We start from the raw sequence: 18,136 nt of genomic DNA on the forward strand, positions 1-18,136 counted from the left end.
GCCTCAATTAGGGGAGAAGGATATGGCAGGTCATAGTAAATGGGCCAACATTAAGCACCGTAAAGCGGCACAGGATGCTAAGCGCGGTAAGCTTTTTACAAAATTTATTCGTGAATTAACAGTAGCTGCTCGTGAAGGCGGTTCTGATGCAGATTCAAATCCACGTCTTCGTGCTGCAATCGATAAAGCATTATCAAACAACATGACCCGTGACACAGTTGAACGCGCAATTAAGCGTGGCGCTGGTGAAATGGACGGTCAAGTATTAGAAACCATCATTTATGAAGGCTATGGCCCAGGCGGAACTGCAGTGATGGTTGAAACCATGACTGATAACCGTAACCGTACAGTATCAGCGGTACGTAATGCGTTTACTAAGTCGGGTGGTAATTTAGGTACTGATGGTTCGGTATCTTACCTATTCGAAAAGCGTGGAGTGATTTCATATGCTGAAGGCACTGATGAAGACGCGATTATGGATGCAGCGCTAGAAGCTGGTGCTGAAGATGTCGTCACTAATGATGACACATCTATCGATGTTTACACATCACCAGTCGATTTTGGTGCGGTTAAAGATGCGCTAGATGCAGCTGGTTTTGAGTCAGTTAATGCTGAAGTGACAATGGTTCCTTCAACTAAAGCTGATTTAGATGCAGATACTGCACCGAAATTTATGCGTTTAATTGATAACTTAGAAGATCACGACGATGTTCAAGAAGTTTATCATAACGCTGAAATTTCAGATGAAATCATGGAAAGCCTAGATTAGGAATTTCTATGACCATCATTTTAGGTGTTGACCCCGGGTCGAGGATCACCGGGTATGGTGTGATCCAATGCCAAGGCCGACACCAAATATATTTAGGCAGCGGTTGCATTCGCACCGCTGCTGATGAGCTTCCTCTCCGCTTAAAGCAAATTTATCAAGGTTTATCCGAAATCATCCGTCAGTATCAGCCTGATCAGTTTGCTATTGAGCGTGTTTTTATGGCTAAAAACGCGGACTCCGCATTGAAGCTTGGTCAAGCCCGCGGCGCTGCAATTGTGGCGGCAACGACAGCTGACTTACCCGTATTTGAATATACTGCAACTCAAATTAAAAGTGCGGTAGTGGGTACGGGACGAGCGCAAAAAGCGCAAGTTCAGCATATGATCCAGCAAATTTTAAAGTTACCGGGTGCACCACAGGCCGATGCGGCAGATGCATTAGGCGTAGCTGTATGTCATTATCATACTTGTCAGAGTTTAGTGGCATTAGGCGGGCGTGCGACAACCCGTACATATGGACGATATCGATGATTGGACGTTTACAAGGAGTGGTCGTTGAAAAACAAGCTCCTGAAGTACTTATAGATGTAAATGGCGTAGGTTATGAAGTTCAAATGCCTATGACCAGTTTTTATGAACTACCAGGGTTAAATGAGACTGCTATTGTTCATATCCATTTTGTCGTGCGTGAAGATGCACAATTACTTTATGGTTTTATTACGAAACAAGAGCGTGCGTTGTTTAGACTCTTGATTAAAACCAATGGTGTTGGCCCTAAATTGGCGTTAACCATTCTTTCCGGTATGACTGCTGCAGAGTTTGTCGGTTGTGTTGAACGTGATGACGTTGCTACCTTAGTTAAATTGCCGGGTGTCGGTAAAAAAACAGCAGAACGTTTATTGGTTGAAATGCGCGATAAGCTAAAAGGCTTAATGGAAGCTTCTGCAGGTTCAGAACGTGAATTTGTATTGCAGTCTAATTATACGCCAGCTCCTGTAGTTAATACTGCAGAAGAAGATGCCATTGCTGCATTACTCTCATTAGGCTATAAACCCGCACAAGCCAGTAAAGCAGTATCAGCAGCTTATGTTGATGGTATTTCATCTGAAGAGTTAATTAAATTATCTCTTAAATCAATGCTATAAGGTTTTGTATGATTGAAGCTGATCGCCTAGTGCAACCGCAAATGACGGCATCTCATCAAGATGAAGTCATTGATCGCGCGATGCGCCCAAAAATGTTGGACGAGTATACTGGTCAAGATGATGCTCGGGCACAATTAAAGATTTTTATTGAGGCGGCAAAAAAGCGCGGCGAAGCTTTGGATCATATGTTGATCTATGGTCCTCCGGGTTTAGGTAAAACCACATTAGCGATGATTGTTGCTAATGAAATGGAAGTGAATATTAAGTCGACATCTGGCCCGGTGCTTGAAAAAGCAGGTGACTTAGCCGCTTTGCTGACGAACCTTGAACCGGGTGATGTGCTATTTATTGATGAAATCCATCGTTTAAGTCCAGTCGTTGAAGAGATCCTTTACCCAGCAATGGAAGATTACCAATTAGATATTATGATTGGTGAAGGCCCAGCTGCACGATCGATCAAACTGGATTTACCTCCATTTACCTTAATTGGTGCCACAACTCGAGCGGGGGCACTAACATCACCACTGCGAGCGCGTTTTGGTATTCCATTAAGACTAGAATTCTATAACGTTAATGATCTCAGTAAGATTGTGAGTCGCTCTGCCAATGTGATGGAACTTGAACTTGATGAACAAGGTTCACGTGAAATTGCTTGTCGTTCACGTGGCACACCGCGTATTGCCAACCGTTTATTACGTCGTGTGCGCGATTTTGCTGAAGTTAAGTTTGATGGTGCAGTTAACCAAGAGGTGGCCGAAAAAGCACTGGATATGCTTGATGTTGATGGTGAAGGTTTCGACTATATGGACCGTAAATTGTTGCTCGCCATTATCGACAAATTTATGGGAGGCCCCGTAGGGTTAGATAACCTTGCTGCGGCTATCGGTGAAGAGCGTGAAACCATTGAAGATGTATTAGAACCCTTTTTAATACAACAAGGCTTTATTCAACGAACTCCAAGAGGACGTATTGCGACGGATAGAGCCTATCAGCACTTCAGTTTAACTCGACCAGATTAATAAAAAGCGCCTATGGCGCTTTTTTTATGAACGATGCAAGCTAAAAAAATCGCTTAACTTGTTTTTAGCCAACGGCTTAACTAGAGCACGATTTTAATTTGGTCAATAATCTTGATGTGGCTAAATTGTGATCAAAATCGGCATTCTTGTGAAACTTATTTGCGACAATTGAATAGTTTTTGTCAAAAATAATGATAACAAAACCAAGGATGAACCATGAAAAAAGCTCGTAAGTTAACGCTAGCGGCGCTTGCTGTCGCAGCCTGTATCCCTGCATTATCGTTTGCTTCATCAGTAACGATGAATAGTGATATAAGTCAGTACCATAATAGTATTGCACGTGACAGCAGTGATGATCCAATATTGATTGTATTTGGTCATAAGTCAGCGCGTGATAGCAGTGATGACCCAATTCTGGTTGAGTTCGGTTTAAATTCAGCGCGTGATAGTAGTGATGATCCCATATTGATTGTATTTGGTCGTAACTCAGCACGTGATAGCAGTGATGACCCAATTTTGGTTGAGTTTGGTTTAAATTCTGCACGTGACAGCAGCGATGATCCCATTTTGGTTGAGTTTGGTTTAAATTCTGCACGCGATAGCAGTGATGATCCAATTCTGATTGTATTTGGTCGTAACTCAGCGCGTGATAGCAGCGATGATCCAATTTTAGTTGAGTTTGGTTTAAAGTCAGGGCGTGACAGCAGTGATGACCCAATCTGGTTGAGTTTGGTTTAAATTCTGCACGTGACAGCAGTGATGATCCCATATTGATTGTATTTGGTCGTAACTCAGCGCGGGATAGCAGTGATGATCCAATTTTAGTTGAATTTGCAAATCCTCAATCAATTCAATTAAATCAAGATTCAGCCGCTGGTGCTGTAGTGCAGTATGGTGCGTCATTGGTACAGCAAGTCAGTAAGGTTAAATTAATTGAAGCACGTAAGCCACTTTCAGCAGTCGAGCAAGCTGATATTCTGGCTCAATATGCGCTGAGTTCGCATCAAGCTACTGTAACCCAAGGTATCATTGTTGAATATGCTATCGATGGTGAAGTGGTTAATAGAACCAAAGGCCATATGATTGAATATAAGTTAGCTGAAGATGAAGCTACACCAATTGCACCTGAACACGGGGTTGTTATCGAGCTTGAAAGTTCAGTGATACAACAGCAATTGGGAACCGCTAAACAAGGTATTATGTTTGAGTATTCAAGATAATACTGCAGCTTAGATTATTTGAGTTAATCATGATACCCGCCATTGTGCGGGTATTTTTATGCCCTCAATAGTATTAAGGCTGATATTGGAGTAATTGTAGATCTGCTTGCTTAGCTCGATATTTTAAAAATTGTTGCTTAATTTCATTCGGCACGTGCAAACATAAACTGAAATGATGTTGCTGATAAAATCGTTGTAAGTCTGATACCGCAAAAATAAAACATTGATGAGCAATCAGTTGCGGCGTGATGGCGGCCATTAATTGGTGGCCAAGTCCTTGACCTTGCTTCTCTGGTTGAACAATCAAACCGGTCACGAAAGAGTATTGCCCTAAATGACGTAGTTTGACTGCGGCAACAATGGCCTGCTGCTCAGTAAGCACGGCAATTCGCTCTTTACTGTTAGGCATGGCTTGTTTCATATATTGTTTATAAAAAGCCTTAACTTGATTGAATTGTTCAGGAGCAAGCCATTGAAAGGTGATAGCTGATTGATGTGTCATAATATTTTTACTAGCGCAGGCTAAGCCGAGCTCACTCGGCTTAGCGATTGATGGCTAGCCTAAGCCTTTTTCAGCAGAACTCATTTGGATAAATTCGATTTTATAACCATCAGGATCTTCAACAAACGCAATTTCAGTTGAGCCACCGGCTACAGGTCCCGGCTGACGAGTGATTTTGCCGCCTGCAGCTTCAATTGCAGCGCAACGAGCATAAATATCATCTTCGCCGATAGCGATATGACCAAAAGCAGTACCCATATCATATGCATGGGTTTCCCAGTTGTAGGTCAGTTCAATTACTGCATGACCTTGTGATTCTTCACCATAACCGACAAATGCAAGGGTATATTTATACTGCTCATTTTCAGAAGTTCTTAGCAGTTTCATGCCAAGCACTTGTATAAAAGTCGACACTACGTTTAAGATCAGTTACACGGAACATGGTATGTAGGATTTGAGCCATTGATATAATCTCATTTTAATAAGTAATTGGATTATAAACTGAAGTTATGCGATGCAGAAGTATTAAGCCAAGGAAATCACAATCGGAAAAACAGATAATAAAAATGTTGCTCTGATCACAGAAAAATTATGATACATATCAATGTCAAAGTTTAATCAATATATGTTGAATCTAGATCACAATTTGAATATTAGAGATTAGTTTTTTTAATTTTGAACGTGATAATAGGATCAGTTTTTAATAGGGAGCTTTACTAATGTCGATTGAACTTAAAATGGCACTTGGAACCACTGCCGTTATTGCCGTTTTTTTTGCAGCATTTTTTGTGAGCATGTACTAATAACCGCAAATTAAACAACTCACAATTGTAAAAAAAGCCGCATTATGCGGCTTTTTTGCATGCTAAGCTGACTACTTCCAGTTAGGGTTTTGCTTCAGCACCTGTTGTAGTAGAGATTTGATATGCTCGCTAGGGTTACCTAGATAGAGATAAGAAGCATATTTGCTTGGTGTTAGAATCGCTGCATCAGTATCTTTAACATGCACGACTAATGAGTATTCTTGTTTAGTTTGTGGGTTACTAATACGGATCATAAAATCGCTAGCACAATCATGCGGTTTACAAAAATTAGTCGCAGTGAATGTGGTGTTACCATCAACAATATCAGCCATTGGAGCCGTGACGATATTAGTTTTAGTATTGTTAATCCATGCTGGTGCACTCGTTAGCATCGACAAGGTTGGTTCGCTTATTTTACTTTGCGTATGGTCTGCACAAGCAGACAAGGCTAATGCGAGTGAACAGACTAAAATGATTTTTTTCACGCTATTCCTTAATCAGTTCAATTTGAAATTGTGAGCATTATAGTTGAGACATTTCATTCAACCCAATGATTTATCGTTAATCTTGACCATTGATAGTGATCAATAATTTACGACTGCCACCATAATCCCTATGTTCGCCTAAATAGATTCCTTGCCAAGTGCCTAACTGGAGTTGACCATTGCTTATTGGTAACGTGAGTTGGCAACCCAATAAACTCGCTTTTAAATGTGCAGGCATATCATCATCACCTTCATAGGTATGAGTGAAGTAGGGCGCTCGTTCAGGGACTAATCGGTTAATGAAGGATTCAAAGTCCACTCGCACACTGGGATCGGCATTTTCATTAATGCTGATTGATGCCGATGTGTGCTTAATTAAAATATGAAGCAAACCAACGTTGATATTATTAAGCTCGGGTAATTGGCGAAGTATTTCATTATCAATCAGATGAAAACCGCGAATTTTCGGCGTTAGCGAAATTTGTTTTTGTAACCACATAGCATCTACCTGTATAGAACAATTAATGTCATTTTACTTGTTAGCAATAAATATAGGCAAAAGTTTTAGTTTATTGTTTTCATTATTTATGAACTAAAAGCCTGCATATTTTTAGTGCAGTTAAGTCGTATGGATTTATTCCTATAGCATTAACTTGTAATGAGTCACATAAAATGAGTGTGATAGGTTGTAAGATACTGCGCAATTTTGTGTAATAAATTTGGTATGTTGTGTGAAATTTCGGAAAGATATTAATGGCCTCAGAGCCATAGCCGTAATCGCTGTTGTACTATTTCACTTTAATCCATCATGGGTTCCTGGCGGCTTTGCTGGGGTTGATGTATTCTTTGTAATTTCTGGTTTCTTGATGACAGGAATTATCTTCCGGGGGTTAGAGAACAATAACTTTTCTGTTATCAATTTCTACGTAGCCCGCGCTAACCGGATCATTCCTGCATTATCAGTTGTCTGCTTGGCTTTATTAGTTTTTGGCTGGTTTTATCTGACGCCATTAGATTACCGCGCATTAGGAAAGCATGTCGCGAGTAGCATGGGCTTTTTGTCTAACATTATTTACTGGCGAGAATCGGGTTATTTTGATGCTGCATCACATAGTAAGTGGCTATTGCATACATGGTCGTTGTCTGTAGAGTGGCAATTCTACATGATTTACCCAGTGGTATTGTTGTTACTGAAAAAATGTATGTCTCTAAACAACATTAAGCGTCTACTAGTTGTAACGACGGTAATCAGTTTTATCTTTAGCGCTTATGCTACCTATAAAATGCCTAATGCATCATATTTCTTATTGCCGACTCGCGCATGGGAAATGATGATGGGGGGGCTTGCATTCCTTTATCCATTACAGAATATAAAAGACTCGATAAAAAAATATCTTGAATGGTTAGGCATCGCATTAATTTTAGTTTCATATACTTTTATATCTAAAGATAACCTATGGCCGGGATATTTGGCATTAATTCCAGTATTGGGTACTTATTTAGTGATTATTGCAAATCGTAACGATAGTGTAATTACTGATAACATTGTGATGCAAAAAATAGGTTTATGGTCTTATTCTATTTACCTATGGCATTGGCCAATTGTTGTATTTGGATATTATTTTTATATGACTAATTGGGAATGGGTTGGGATACCTTTATCTGTCGCATTAGGGTTTTGTAGTTACAAGTATATTGAAAACATAAAGTTCCCAGTACTATCTGACATCTCATTTAAACCAATTCTAATGGTTAAATCATTGTGGATGGCAGTGATGGTTGGGCTAACGTCTTCTTTTGTTTTTATTGAACATGGTTTTGCAGATCGGGTCGATGTTAGAGTGATTTCTGCTTTAAATTATAAGTATGATGTAAATAATTATGGTTGTATATCTGGGTGGGCGGAGCCATATAATAAAGGTTCATGTATTATTGGAAATAAAAGCAATATTAAAGCTATTGTTGTTGGTGATAGTCATGCTAACGCTTTATTGCCAAGTATCACAAAAAATATTAACTTAGATGAAGATGGAATTGTTGTATATTCTAGAGCTGCATGCCCTTTTATATTAGATGTTAAAAGTGATAACTATGGTGTTTATAATTGTAGTAATAGTAATAAATTTAACTTGAATGAAATAAAGGATAGGTATAAAGGGATTCCTGTTTTCGTTATTAATAGAATGTCAGTATATCTATATGGTCAATCAGAAATAATTAAGAGAACTAAAGAGCCAATTGTGTACTTTAATAAAAAGCATGTTGAGGGAAACAATGAGCTACTTAATGATTTTTTATTTTTTTATAAAAAAACAATATGTGAACTATCATCAACAAATAGAGTTTATATTACAACTCCAATACCTGAAATGTATTATAATGTGCCAAATAAACTTGCTAAAAATATAATTTCTGGTAGAACTGATGTGGATGTTGAATTAGATGTAAAGGATTATTTATCACGAAATAAGTCATCATTAAAAATCATTAATGAAACAAGTGAACTTTGTGGCTCTAAAATATTAGATGTATCTAAATATTTATGTAATAAAGATGTGTGTATAGGGTCTTTTTCTGGTAAATCTGTTTATTCAGATGCTGACCACTTATCAATAACAGGGAATGGACTATTGTTACCGATGTTTAAACCAATTTTTCGTAAGAAAGAAGAACGAAATTAAACTCATATGATTTATGTTCTGGTTTTGTCGATTAGTGTGATTTTACTCTAAAAACTCAAAATAAGTAATGAATCATAACTGCACTGAGTTAGACATAATACCATTTTTTACTAGATAAAGAGTGTTTGAGAATAGGTTACTGTCTGGCATAGTTGATAGTATAGAGATTGGGTAATGCAGATTGTCATGATGTTACTATTAAAAATTAAAAATCCACTCACACTGATGTCGGCAACTTTGTTAATATATTGTTGGCGCGAAGATGGGGTGTAGTAAATATGAGCTAAACTAATTCTGATTTAGCTTAGGTAAGATTAGGTAATAGTAGTAAAACTTATTAAGACACGCATAATAAATACATTACTTAAAACGCAGATAATAAGTTCAGCTATATCGATTTGAGTCATTGGACAAAATGCTATAAATGCTAGTTAAAGTAAAGCTCTCTACAATTAGCTAATTGATATTGAAAATAGCAACTTCAGGTTGTTTGGGGATATAATCCTCGCATTATAGACAAATGCAGGCTTTTCTTTCGATTGGCTGTGCAAAATTTGATATTTGAGATTAAAAAATTATGGCTCCACGTACTGCGGCAGCACTACATATTTTAGTGAAACACAAAGAGCAAGCTGAAGACATTATTAAGCAGCTTAATAATGGCGGTAAGTTTCATATGCTGGCTAAAAAGCATTCTACTTGTCCATCAGGCAAAAATGGTGGCGATTTAGGTGAGTTTAGACAAGGTCAAATGGTACCTCAGTTTGATAAAGCCTGTTTTACTGGCGAAATCCTTGTACCACAACTGGTGAAAACCAAGTTTGGATGGCATGTAGTTAAGGTGCTGTACCGCACTTAATATCCTTTGTGATAAAGAAAAATTTGAGTGGGCTGATTAGTGATAATCAGCCCACTTTTTATGTTGCAATTAAGCTCACTTTCTACTTCGCTTAATCCTCGATGGATGAATAGTCGTTATAGACTAATTACTCCCGAATGTTGCGTATATGTATAAAACTTGTGATTTGTGTCTCTGGCTGTTTTTACTATTTTAGTTATTATCAACAAAATCACTGAGTTGAGTTAGTATGAAAAAAAGAATTATGGTCGATATGTCGGCTACTTTATTACATCACGGCCATATTCGCTTGTTAAAACAAGCTCATGAAATGGGTTATGTGGTAGTGGCATTAACCACAGATGATGAGATTCGCTCAAAAAAGGGGTATACCGCGGAGCTTAACTATCAAGAACGTAAAGAAATACTTGAAAGTGTTCGCTATGTTGATGAGGTTGTACCATGTAATTGGCTGATTGATAATGATTTTCTCATCGAACACCATATAGATTTGCTTGTTCATGGATGTGACAATGTTAACCATATACCTGAAGATAAATTAGTTATTTTCCCGCGAACCAAAGGGGTGAGTAGCTCTGAACTACGTGAGCGCGTACTCGACAGTTTGGTTGATATTAATTTAAGTGGTAATAAAGGGCCGTCAGAGAAGATAGCTCATATGTTAATCAATACTATAAAAAATGAATTCAAATTAGATTAGTGAGATTAAATGAAACGGATTTTGTTTATCAGCTGCTGCATGGCAATAGCCAGTACTAGTTCTTTTGCTAACACTCAATTGGCGGTTTACACCTCAATTGAAAACGATAGGTTAGCTTCATATAAATCGGCTTTCGAGAAAATCAATCCTGAGATAGAAATCAATTGGGTTCGTGACTCTACAGGGGTGATTACTGCCAAATTATTAGCTGAAAAAGCAGCGCCTAAAGCTGATGTCGCATTTGGTGTTGGCGCCAGTAGTCTATTAATTTTAAAAAAGGAGGGATTACTACAAAGCTATAAGCCGATGGGCTATGAGTTGTTATCAACTAAAATGCGTGACAATAATTCAAATCCACATTGGGTCGGAATGGATGCATGGGCGACAGGTTTATGCATTAATAAGTTTGTAATGAAAAAACATAATTTGCCATCTCCTAAAACATGGCAAGATTTAACTAATCCCATCTATAAAGGCCTAATTGCAGCCCCAAACCCTGCGTCATCGGGTTCTGGTTTTATGAATCTTACTGCATGGATCCAAATGTGGGGAGAGCCAAAAGCTTGGGCTTATATGGATGGTCTCAATAAAAACATCAAGATGTATACCCATTCTGGTACTAAGCCCTGCAGCATGGCGGCTCAAGGAGAAGTAGCTATTGGCATCTCATCTTCATCTTTTGCCGATAATTTAATCAAGCGCCGTGCACCTATCGATGTAGTGCTTCCTGCAGGTGGTATCGGCTGGGAGATGGAAGCGGCTGCTATTATCAAAGGCACTCAGCATCTGCAAGCGGCACAAAAGCTATTAGATTGGGTAAGTTCTGATGATGTTGCTAAGCTCGGTGTAAAATTCTCTGGTATTACTGCGCGTGAATCTTTTATGTCAGCTGCAGGCAAAAAAAGCTATCAGGCCATGATTGATAATGATTTAGCTTGGGCTGCAGAGCATCGCTCACAATTAATTGAACAATGGCGTCAAAAATACGAATTAGCTAATTAAATAGAGTGAGAGATGCGTGAGCTTTTTAACGATTGAACATGTCGTCAAAGATTACCAACAATACCGTGCTTTGCACGGTATTTCTTTGTCGATTACACAAGGTGAGTTTATCTGCTTTTTAGGGCCTTCTGGCTGTGGTAAAACCTCATTATTAAACATTATTGCAGGCTTAAATTACCCTGATATGGGGAAAGTGAGCTGTGTTAATGAAGATATTACTTATTTAACCCCAGCTAAGCGAAATTTCGGTGTGGTTTTTCAAAACTATGCGTTATTCCCTAATCTTACCGTTTCGCAAAATATCAGTTATGGTTTGCGTGGTAAAGAGTGGACCACAGCTAGAATCAGTGACCGTATTGATGAACTGCTTAATTTAATCGGATTAACCCATATTGCGCAGCGCTTTCCGCTAGAGCTTTCTGGCGGCCAGCAACAACGGGTTGCACTGGCCCGTGCAATTGCCAATCGTCCACAATTATTACTGCTGGATGAACCCTTGTCAGCGCTTGATGCCAAAGTGAGAGTGCAATTGCGACATGAGTTAAAGCAGTTGCAGCGTAAGCTTGGTATAACCGTGATTATGGTCACTCATGACCAAGAAGAGGCGATGGCACTGGCTGACCGAATTGTGGTGATGAATGATGGCCGTATTGAGCAGGTGGGAGTGCCTCAAGCGTTATATTTTAATCCCACCAGCCGCTTTGTTGCTGAGTTTGTTGGTAGCATGAACATATTACAGCTGCCGCAATGGAATGCTAATAAGACTATTGGTGTTCGCTATGAACAAGTCAAAGTGCAACTTGCTACAGAATTAGCGTTAGCACAAGAATATACTTTGGTAGCACGGTTACAAGGCTATCAACTGTTAGGGGCATTTTATCGACTAGAATTGTTGCTCAGCGATCAAACAACAATCGTTTATGCCGATGTCAGTTGTCATCAATTCAATCATGATGGATTAGCAAATCAAACATTATTAGCGATCACCATTCCAATGTTGGCGTGGTGTTTATTCTAATGTTATCTGTTCATTTTAAGTGTAATCAAAGCCGTTATCTCGCTGGTTTGTTGTTACTTTTGCCTTTGCTATTTTTATGGAATGGCGTGCTTATTCCCGTTGCGCAATTGCTTGTTCGCAGTGTGACTGACAATAATGGTCAATATATCGGCTTGAGCAACTTTAGCAGTTACTTTGCAGATGTAGGTTTGGTTTCTGCATTAAGTCACTCTGTATTTGTCAGTGTTATTGTGACGTTGGTGAGTGTATCAACTGCGTTTACTTTGGCATATGGTTTAGTCCGTAGCCAGTTATTGGGTAAATCATGGTTACAAGCGTTAATCCAAATACCACTGTTTGTCCCTTCGATATTTCCCTGTCTTGGATTGATTTACTTGTTTGGTGGTCAAGGCATTATCTCAAGCTATTTAACTGATTTTAATTTGTATGGCCCAGTTGGGGTTATTTTAGGCGGGATTATTTTTACCTTACCTCATGCGGTATTAATGCTCGTTACTACATTGCGTGGTGTGGATGTTCGTTTATATCAAGCAGCAAGTACGCTAGGAGCAGGGGCTTGGCGTCAGTTTGTCACTGTCACGTTAGCCAATAGTATTTACGGCATCATTAGCGCTTGTTTTGTGGTGTTTACATTAACCATGACAGACTTTGGTATTGCAAAGGTGTTGGCAGGGAATTACTCCATGCTGGCGACAGAGATATACAAACAAGTCATTGGCCAGCAGAACTTCTCAATGGGGGCGACTATCAGTTTAATTCTAGTGATACCGACCTGTATTGCGTTTGCTGTTGATAGCTGGGCACGTAAAAAACAAGCTCGCTTAGCCAATAACCAAATTTATCAGACCGTGGATAAATCACCTGTCAGAGATTGGGTATTTACACTTGTTTGCTGGTTACCATGTCTATTGATTATTGCCGTTATTGGTGTCGTCGTGTGGGGCTCATTGATTGCTTATTGGCCCTATGATTTTAGCTTTACTCTGGCAAATTATGACTTTGATGCGTTTGGATATGGCTGGCAGCCCTATTGGAATTCATTGATTTTAGCAAGTTTGGTTGCAATATTGGGCACATTCATCACCTTTGCGAGCAGTTATCTTACTACAAGAGTAGATACATCAATTTACTTAAGTGGTTTTATGCGTTTATTAGCATTATTACCGTTGAGCATTCCTGGTACCGTGTTAGGTTTAGCCTATATTTTTGCTTTTAATCGACCTGACTCATGGTTAAACACGCTACAAGGGACATTTGTTATTTTGGCATTTAATAGCATAGCGCATCTGTTTTCAGTAGCGTACCTGACTTTTAATAACACATTAACGCGACTGGATGCTAATTATGAGCGAGTGGGATGTTCGTTATCTGTGCCGCAATGGCAAACCGTTATGCGAGTGATTGTGCCACTATCAAAGTTGAGTATATTAGATATTTTCTTTTATCTATTTGTGAATGCATTAACAACCGTTTCTGCAGTGGTATTTTTGTATGGTACGCATACAGTATTAGCTTCTGTTGTTATTTTAAATATGGATGATGCAGGCAATATTGCAGCAGCCTCAGCAATGGGTACGGTATTATTGTTAACTGCGTTATGCGTAAAAGGGACGCATATGTTTTTGATTCAGTTATTAGGTAAATCAACTCGTATTTTGTAACTGTTTTATTATCAGCATTTAAGACGTTATCTTTACCCAAACTATGGTGACAATATTAGTCAGTCTTAAATCATGTTTTTGTTAATGCTTTGAGGATTTTTGTCGAGTCATAACCTCGGATAATTTCACCGTTAATGACTAATACGGGTATGCCACTGCCGCCTATTTGGTTGTACTTATGTCGCCCTATAGCTGATTTCTCTATGTCATACTCAGTGTATTTAACACCTTTGTCCTGTAAAAAACCTCTTGCTTTCTTGCAGTATTGACACCATGAGGTTGTATATAGTTCAACCTGTGAATTGGGGGTGATGGGCTTAGCTGTAATGACATCCCATTTCTGGATTATAAGTACAAGTAAAGCCACAAAGATTAATTTTTTCATTAGCCATAACCTATTCTTTGTTGAAAAGTGAACAGTCTATTAGCGTGACTTCAGTTTAACTCTATAATCAGTTTTGATTTAAAAGGAATTAAAACGCTACTTTATTTAGATTTTATAACAAGCTAACAACGATATAGCACTTTAGCAAGGCTTGTTCATTCTTGATAAAAGGGCTGTTGAGATGATCAAGAGTGCGTATTGCGGGGTAAATAAAATTAAATTATTCATTTTATCTGTATACACGTATTTTTTAAGTCTTTAGATATTATTGATAATATTCCTTATTTTATTGTGTATAGATCTTTGATTTTGATTAATAAAAAACGGCAGCGTTTATTTATAGATAAACGCTGCCGTTTTATAGAAGAGCATAATATGCTGAGCTTTATTGCTCTAACTCCAACTGCATTAGCATCATATCTTCGCCATCGAGTACGCGAGTGTCTGTGCTTTGGCAATTAGGGCAAACAACAGTGCGCTCGTCCAAGGTGGAGGTGACGCCACATTGATGACAAGCGATAATCAATGGCTGAATATTCATCTCTAACACGGCATCATGGCAGACGCTTCAAGCTTGAAGGTTTCAAATGCGGTTTTTAATAGTTCAGGTTCAACACCACTAAGCACACCTACTTTAATCGCTACACGGGTGATTTTAGTCGAGTGTTGCTCACGGGCATGTTGTTCACATTGTTCAATCAAAGAGCTCACAATTGAATATTCGTGCATTAGCAGATCCTTGGTAGCAATTCACCTTGTGGCAAATCTAAATAACGGCTACTGCCCCAAGGGGTATTTAAGATCACTTTGCCTGCATGTTCATCGCTCACTGTGCCAATGATTGCGGCTTGCGGGCAGAAATCAAATTGCTGTAATAGACTAATCACGCTTGCTGCTTGTGCTTGACTGACCGCTAAAATGAAGGTGCCTTCATTAGCAAGATCAAACGGTTCAAAGCCATATAACTCACATAAACCTTTGACTTCATCACAAACTGGAATATCAGCTTCATTAACGCTAATGCCCACGTTTGAAGCTTGTGCCCATTCATTTAACACTGCGGCCAAACCGCCACGTGTTGCATCACGCATGGCATGAATATCAATATCGTTATCGATTAATATTTTTACCGCTGGCCAAAGGGTCGTGCAGTCAGAGCTTAGATCGGATTCTAATGATAAACCTTCACGGCTCATTAGAATGGTTGCACCATGGCGACCAATATCGCGGCTAACAATAATCACATCGTCAGCTTTAATATTATGAATTGAAATATCAGCTTGCTTGATTTCGCCAATACCTGTGGTATTGATAAAAATCCCGTCAGCGCAACCTTTAGGTACCACTTTGGTATCGCCACATACAATCTTGGCACCACTGGTTTTTAGCTCATTGGCCATGCTATCAACAATGGTTTTAAGCTTATCGAACTCAAAACCTTCTTCAATAATCACGCTGCAGCTTAAGTATTGAGGTTCTGCGCCCATCATGGCGAGATCGTTTACTGTACCTGCAATAGCAAGGTGCCCAATATTACCGCCAGCAAAAAACAGCGGTGACACGGTGAATGAGTCAGTGGTAAAAGCTGTTTTACCATTAAAGCTTAATACCGCAGCATCTTCCTCTTGGCGTAAAATGCTGTTGTCGAACGCTTTAAAAAATAAGCCTTTAATCAGCTTATTCATCTCTTGTCCGCCGCCGCCATGGCTTAGTTGGATACTTTTTTTAGACATTTCTGACATTTACTACACCTTGATAACGATAGTAGGCATTACATGCGCCTTCTGAGCTCACCATACAGCTGCCAAGTGGCGTTTGTGGGGTACAACCGCGACCAAAGACTTTGCAATCTTGTGGTTTGGCTAAGCCGCGGAGAATATCACCGCATTGACACGCTTTATGATCATCAATTTCAGCTGTGGGAAGAATATCGGCAAATACCACTTCGGCATCACGGTGGCTGAATTCAGGGCGTAACTTTAATGCCGAGTTTTCAATCGGGCCTAAACCACGCCAGCGAAATGAAGGTCTAACCATAAAGCAATCGTTTACAGCTTGCTGTGCAGCAAGATTGCCCTGTGGTGATACCGCCCGCGAGTATTGATTATCTAATTCGGCAATGCCTTGTGCTTTTTGTTTAGTGATCCGTAGAATTGATTCCATCACATCGACAGGTTCAAAACCTGATACCACCACTGGTGTGTGGTAATCATCAACGATAGGGCGGTAAATTTCACTGCCTTGAATCACACTAACATGAGATGGCCCAATAAAGGCGTTCACTTTTACCGCAGGATCAGCCATCACGGCATCAACTGCAGGTGGGACTAATACGTGATTGATATGAAACAGCAAATTATCGATTTTTAATGCTTCAGCTTGTTTCAACAAAATGGCGGTCATTGGCGTTGAGGTTTCAAAACCAATGGCAAAAAATACCACTGTTTTAGTAGGATTTTCCTGTGCAATCTTAAGCGTATCAAGCGGATCATAGATAGGGCGAATATCACAGCCTTTGGCTCTAAATTGCGCCAAACTACCTTTTGAACCGGGCACACGGATCATATCGCCTAGGGTCACCAAAATCACATTGTCTTGGCTTGCTAGCGCTGCGGCATGGTCAATACGCTCTTTCGGCATAATGCACACAGGGCAACCGGGGCCATGAATAAACTCGATATTGTCAGGCAATAACTGTTTTAGACCAAACTTCATAATGGTGTGGGTATGACCTCCACACACTTCCATGATATTGATTTTGTCATCAACTAAGGCCGCATGAGCTTTAATTTCTTCAGCAAGCTTGGCAATAATTTTTGGATCACGAAAATCTTCGTATAGCTGTTTTAGCTCTAACATAGGTTTACTCTTGTGCATCCATTTTTTCGATAATTTCACGATAAAGTTCAATACTTTCTAACGCATCTTGTTTATCGATTTTATTCATCACGAAGCCGATATGGATCAGCACATAATCGCCAATCAGTAATTCATCGGTGATCAAATGACGACTAACGCGGCGCTTAACTCCTAAGGTGTCAACCGTTACGCTATTGTCTTCATCGTGTAATTCAACGACTTGTGATGGAATAGATAAACACATTAGTTGTTACCTTTTACTTGGTTGTCTGCAAGCCATTGGCATAACGGCGCAAGAGTTTGTGGATCTTTCACTGAAATCTCCATAATTTCGACATTTGGATTAAGCTTTTTAAGCTGCGCACGCGCTTCATCCATGCTGAAATCAAAGTAAGGCATAAGATCGCATTTAGTGACTAATACAAGGTCTGCCTTACGGAACATCACTGGGTATTTTTCAATTTTGTCATCGCCTTCAGGTATTGATAACAATACGATATTTTTATGGGTACCCACATCATAGCTGGCAGGACAAACAAGGTTACCGACGTTTTCAACAAAACAGATATCCAGATCGGCGAGTTCAACGTGATGCAGTGCACCATGCACCATAAAGGCATCTAGGTGACAAGCAGAACCTGTTTGGATTTGATAAGCCTGTACGCCTTGAGCGGTTAAACGGTCGGCATCGCGTGAGGTTTCTAAATCACCTTCAATTACCGCATATTTAAGCGGTGTGTATTGATGCAGATGCTCAAGCAAGGTGGTTTTGCCGCTACCAGGGCTGCTCATTAGGTTAATTGCCGTAATATTTTGTGCTTCAAAATGTTCACGGTTATGGCCCGCTTCAACATCATTTTTATCTAAAATCTTATGGATAACCGACAATGTCTTAACATCATTAAGTTGTGGGTTGCTGTTCAGTTCGTGGTGGTGGCCATGATGATGATCATGTCCGTGACGTGGCAATGAACAACCGCAATCTTTACACATGGTTTGTCTCCAAAGGTTAAAGCAAATTATTGCTTT

20 protein-coding genes and 2 pseudogenes are annotated in these 18,136 nt (G+C 39.5%); 12 read left to right on the top strand and 10 right to left on the bottom strand.

Annotated features, from left to right (window positions below):
- The first annotated feature begins 22 nt into the window (after nucleotides 1-22).
- From JCM15074_RS05290 to JCM15074_RS05315, 6 genes are all read left to right on the top strand, one after another.
- A complete protein-coding gene (locus JCM15074_RS05290; protein ID WP_025820282.1) occupies nucleotides 23-769 on the top strand; it encodes a YebC/PmpR family DNA-binding transcriptional regulator in 747 nt (248 codons plus the stop codon).
- A gap of 8 nt (nucleotides 770-777) precedes the next feature.
- Nucleotides 778-1,299 carry a crossover junction endodeoxyribonuclease RuvC gene (gene ruvC, locus JCM15074_RS05295; RefSeq protein ID WP_025820283.1) on the top strand — a complete coding sequence of 174 codons (522 nt, stop codon included), beginning with the start codon at nucleotides 778-780 and terminating at the stop codon, nucleotides 1,297-1,299.
- Nucleotides 1,296-1,913, top strand: a complete 618-nt coding sequence (gene ruvA / locus JCM15074_RS05300) for a Holliday junction branch migration protein RuvA (protein ID WP_025820284.1) — start codon at nucleotides 1,296-1,298, stop codon at nucleotides 1,911-1,913. Before ruvC ends, ruvA begins: the two co-directional genes overlap by 4 nt.
- Nucleotides 1,914-1,921: 8 nt before the next feature.
- Nucleotides 1,922-2,932, top strand: coding sequence for a Holliday junction branch migration DNA helicase RuvB (ruvB, locus tag JCM15074_RS05305; protein ID WP_025820285.1), 1,011 nt, complete (start codon nucleotides 1,922-1,924; stop codon nucleotides 2,930-2,932).
- Between the two features lie 216 nt (nucleotides 2,933-3,148).
- Complete coding sequence (locus JCM15074_RS05310; RefSeq protein ID WP_025820286.1) at nucleotides 3,149-3,670, top strand: hypothetical protein; 522 nt, start codon at nucleotides 3,149-3,151, stop codon at nucleotides 3,668-3,670.
- Between the two features lie 32 nt (nucleotides 3,671-3,702).
- The gene (locus JCM15074_RS05315; protein WP_025820287.1) at nucleotides 3,703-4,152 is read left to right on the top strand and encodes a hypothetical protein; all 450 of its coding nucleotides are present in this window, start codon (nucleotides 3,703-3,705) and stop codon (nucleotides 4,150-4,152) included.
- 73 nt (nucleotides 4,153-4,225) lie between these two features.
- On the opposite strand, the gene JCM15074_RS05320 is transcribed toward JCM15074_RS05315, so the two are convergent.
- The 4 genes and pseudogenes from JCM15074_RS05320 to JCM15074_RS05340 form a co-directional block, all read right to left on the bottom strand.
- Nucleotides 4,226-4,654, bottom strand: coding sequence for a GNAT family N-acetyltransferase (locus JCM15074_RS05320; protein ID WP_025820288.1), 429 nt, complete (start codon nucleotides 4,652-4,654; stop codon nucleotides 4,226-4,228).
- A 54-nt stretch (nucleotides 4,655-4,708) separates the two neighbouring features.
- A pseudogene (gloA, locus tag JCM15074_RS21060) lies at nucleotides 4,709-5,117 on the bottom strand (lactoylglutathione lyase).
- Between the two features lie 411 nt (nucleotides 5,118-5,528).
- Nucleotides 5,529-5,942 carry an Ivy family c-type lysozyme inhibitor gene (locus JCM15074_RS05335; protein WP_025820289.1) on the bottom strand — a complete coding sequence of 138 codons (414 nt, stop codon included), beginning with the start codon at nucleotides 5,940-5,942 and terminating at the stop codon, nucleotides 5,529-5,531.
- Nucleotides 5,943-6,018: 76 nt separating this feature from the next.
- Nucleotides 6,019-6,441 carry a secondary thiamine-phosphate synthase enzyme YjbQ gene (locus tag JCM15074_RS05340; protein ID WP_025820290.1) on the bottom strand — a complete coding sequence of 141 codons (423 nt, stop codon included), beginning with the start codon at nucleotides 6,439-6,441 and terminating at the stop codon, nucleotides 6,019-6,021.
- Nucleotides 6,442-6,673: 232 nt separating this feature from the next.
- On the opposite strand from JCM15074_RS05340, the gene JCM15074_RS05345 reads away from it, so the two are divergent.
- From JCM15074_RS05345 to JCM15074_RS05370, 6 genes are all read left to right on the top strand, one after another.
- Nucleotides 6,674-8,623 (top strand): acyltransferase family protein, encoded by a 1,950-nt coding sequence (locus tag JCM15074_RS05345; protein WP_025820291.1) that lies wholly within the window; start codon nucleotides 6,674-6,676, stop codon nucleotides 8,621-8,623.
- Nucleotides 8,624-9,200: 577 nt separating this feature from the next.
- Nucleotides 9,201-9,482: a peptidylprolyl isomerase gene (locus tag JCM15074_RS05350; protein WP_025820292.1), complete on the top strand. Its 282-nt coding sequence runs from the start codon at nucleotides 9,201-9,203 to the stop codon at nucleotides 9,480-9,482.
- Between the two features lie 229 nt (nucleotides 9,483-9,711).
- The gene (locus JCM15074_RS05355; protein WP_025820293.1) at nucleotides 9,712-10,182 is read left to right on the top strand and encodes an adenylyltransferase/cytidyltransferase family protein; all 471 of its coding nucleotides are present in this window, start codon (nucleotides 9,712-9,714) and stop codon (nucleotides 10,180-10,182) included.
- 9 nt (nucleotides 10,183-10,191) lie between these two features.
- Nucleotides 10,192-11,184 carry a putative 2-aminoethylphosphonate ABC transporter substrate-binding protein gene (locus JCM15074_RS05360; RefSeq protein ID WP_025820294.1) on the top strand — a complete coding sequence of 331 codons (993 nt, stop codon included), beginning with the start codon at nucleotides 10,192-10,194 and terminating at the stop codon, nucleotides 11,182-11,184.
- Nucleotides 11,185-11,200: 16 nt separating this feature from the next.
- A complete protein-coding gene (locus JCM15074_RS21065) occupies nucleotides 11,201-12,202 on the top strand; it encodes an ABC transporter ATP-binding protein (protein WP_025820295.1) in 1,002 nt (333 codons plus the stop codon).
- Nucleotides 12,202-13,863, top strand: coding sequence for an ABC transporter permease subunit (locus JCM15074_RS05370; protein WP_025820296.1), 1,662 nt, complete (start codon nucleotides 12,202-12,204; stop codon nucleotides 13,861-13,863). The genes JCM15074_RS21065 and JCM15074_RS05370 overlap by 1 nt, the downstream gene beginning before the upstream one ends.
- Before the next feature lie 70 nt (nucleotides 13,864-13,933).
- On the opposite strand, the gene JCM15074_RS05375 is transcribed toward JCM15074_RS05370, so the two are convergent.
- From JCM15074_RS05375 to hypB, 6 genes and pseudogenes are all read right to left on the bottom strand, one after another.
- Nucleotides 13,934-14,248, bottom strand: a complete 315-nt coding sequence (locus JCM15074_RS05375; RefSeq protein ID WP_025820297.1) for a glutaredoxin family protein — start codon at nucleotides 14,246-14,248, stop codon at nucleotides 13,934-13,936.
- A gap of 385 nt (nucleotides 14,249-14,633) precedes the next feature.
- A pseudogene (hypA, locus tag JCM15074_RS21070) lies at nucleotides 14,634-14,977 on the bottom strand (hydrogenase/urease nickel incorporation protein HypA).
- The gene (gene hypE, locus JCM15074_RS05385; RefSeq protein ID WP_025820298.1) at nucleotides 14,977-15,990 is read right to left on the bottom strand and encodes a hydrogenase expression/formation protein HypE; all 1,014 of its coding nucleotides are present in this window, start codon (nucleotides 15,988-15,990) and stop codon (nucleotides 14,977-14,979) included. Before hypE ends, hypA begins: the two are co-directional and overlap by 1 nt.
- Nucleotides 15,974-17,107, bottom strand: a complete 1,134-nt coding sequence (gene hypD / locus JCM15074_RS05390; RefSeq protein ID WP_025820299.1) for a hydrogenase formation protein HypD — start codon at nucleotides 17,105-17,107, stop codon at nucleotides 15,974-15,976. The genes hypE and hypD overlap by 17 nt, the downstream gene beginning before the upstream one ends.
- 4 nt (nucleotides 17,108-17,111) lie before the next feature.
- Nucleotides 17,112-17,351 carry a HypC/HybG/HupF family hydrogenase formation chaperone gene (locus JCM15074_RS05395; RefSeq protein WP_025820300.1) on the bottom strand — a complete coding sequence of 80 codons (240 nt, stop codon included), beginning with the start codon at nucleotides 17,349-17,351 and terminating at the stop codon, nucleotides 17,112-17,114.
- Complete coding sequence (hypB, locus tag JCM15074_RS05400) at nucleotides 17,351-18,100, bottom strand: hydrogenase nickel incorporation protein HypB (protein WP_025820301.1); 750 nt, start codon at nucleotides 18,098-18,100, stop codon at nucleotides 17,351-17,353. Before hypB ends, JCM15074_RS05395 begins: the two co-directional genes overlap by 1 nt.
- Between the last annotated feature and the right edge of the window lie 36 nt (nucleotides 18,101-18,136).

Source organism: Shewanella marina JCM 15074 (assembly GCF_000614975.1).
GTDB classification, from domain to species: Bacteria; Pseudomonadota; Gammaproteobacteria; order Enterobacterales; family Shewanellaceae; genus Shewanella; species Shewanella marina.

Coding starts and splice junctions, on each gene's coding strand:
- JCM15074_RS05360 (WP_025820294.1), top strand. CDS start 10,192: ATGAAACGGATTTTGTTTATCAGCTGCTGCATGGCAATAGCCAGTACT.
- JCM15074_RS05370 (WP_025820296.1), top strand. CDS start 12,202: ATGTTATCTGTTCATTTTAAGTGTAATCAAAGCCGTTATCTCGCTGGT.
- JCM15074_RS05310 (WP_025820286.1), top strand. CDS start 3,149: ATGAAAAAAGCTCGTAAGTTAACGCTAGCGGCGCTTGCTGTCGCAGCC.
- hypD (WP_025820299.1), bottom strand. CDS start 17,107: ATGTTAGAGCTAAAACAGCTATACGAAGATTTTCGTGATCCAAAAATT.
- hypB (WP_025820301.1), bottom strand. CDS start 18,100: ATGTGTAAAGATTGCGGTTGTTCATTGCCACGTCACGGACATGATCAT.
- JCM15074_RS05340 (WP_025820290.1), bottom strand. CDS start 6,441: ATGTGGTTACAAAAACAAATTTCGCTAACGCCGAAAATTCGCGGTTTT.
- ruvA (WP_025820284.1), top strand. CDS start 1,296: ATGATTGGACGTTTACAAGGAGTGGTCGTTGAAAAACAAGCTCCTGAA.
- JCM15074_RS05375 (WP_025820297.1), bottom strand. CDS start 14,248: ATGAAAAAATTAATCTTTGTGGCTTTACTTGTACTTATAATCCAGAAA.
- ruvB (WP_025820285.1), top strand. CDS start 1,922: ATGATTGAAGCTGATCGCCTAGTGCAACCGCAAATGACGGCATCTCAT.
- JCM15074_RS05350 (WP_025820292.1), top strand. CDS start 9,201: ATGGCTCCACGTACTGCGGCAGCACTACATATTTTAGTGAAACACAAA.
- hypE (WP_025820298.1), bottom strand. CDS start 15,990: ATGTCAGAAATGTCTAAAAAAAGTATCCAACTAAGCCATGGCGGCGGC.
- JCM15074_RS05355 (WP_025820293.1), top strand. CDS start 9,712: ATGAAAAAAAGAATTATGGTCGATATGTCGGCTACTTTATTACATCAC.
- JCM15074_RS05290 (WP_025820282.1), top strand. CDS start 23: ATGGCAGGTCATAGTAAATGGGCCAACATTAAGCACCGTAAAGCGGCA.
- ruvC (WP_025820283.1), top strand. CDS start 778: ATGACCATCATTTTAGGTGTTGACCCCGGGTCGAGGATCACCGGGTAT.
- JCM15074_RS05320 (WP_025820288.1), bottom strand. CDS start 4,654: ATGACACATCAATCAGCTATCACCTTTCAATGGCTTGCTCCTGAACAA.
- JCM15074_RS05395 (WP_025820300.1), bottom strand. CDS start 17,351: ATGTGTTTATCTATTCCATCACAAGTCGTTGAATTACACGATGAAGAC.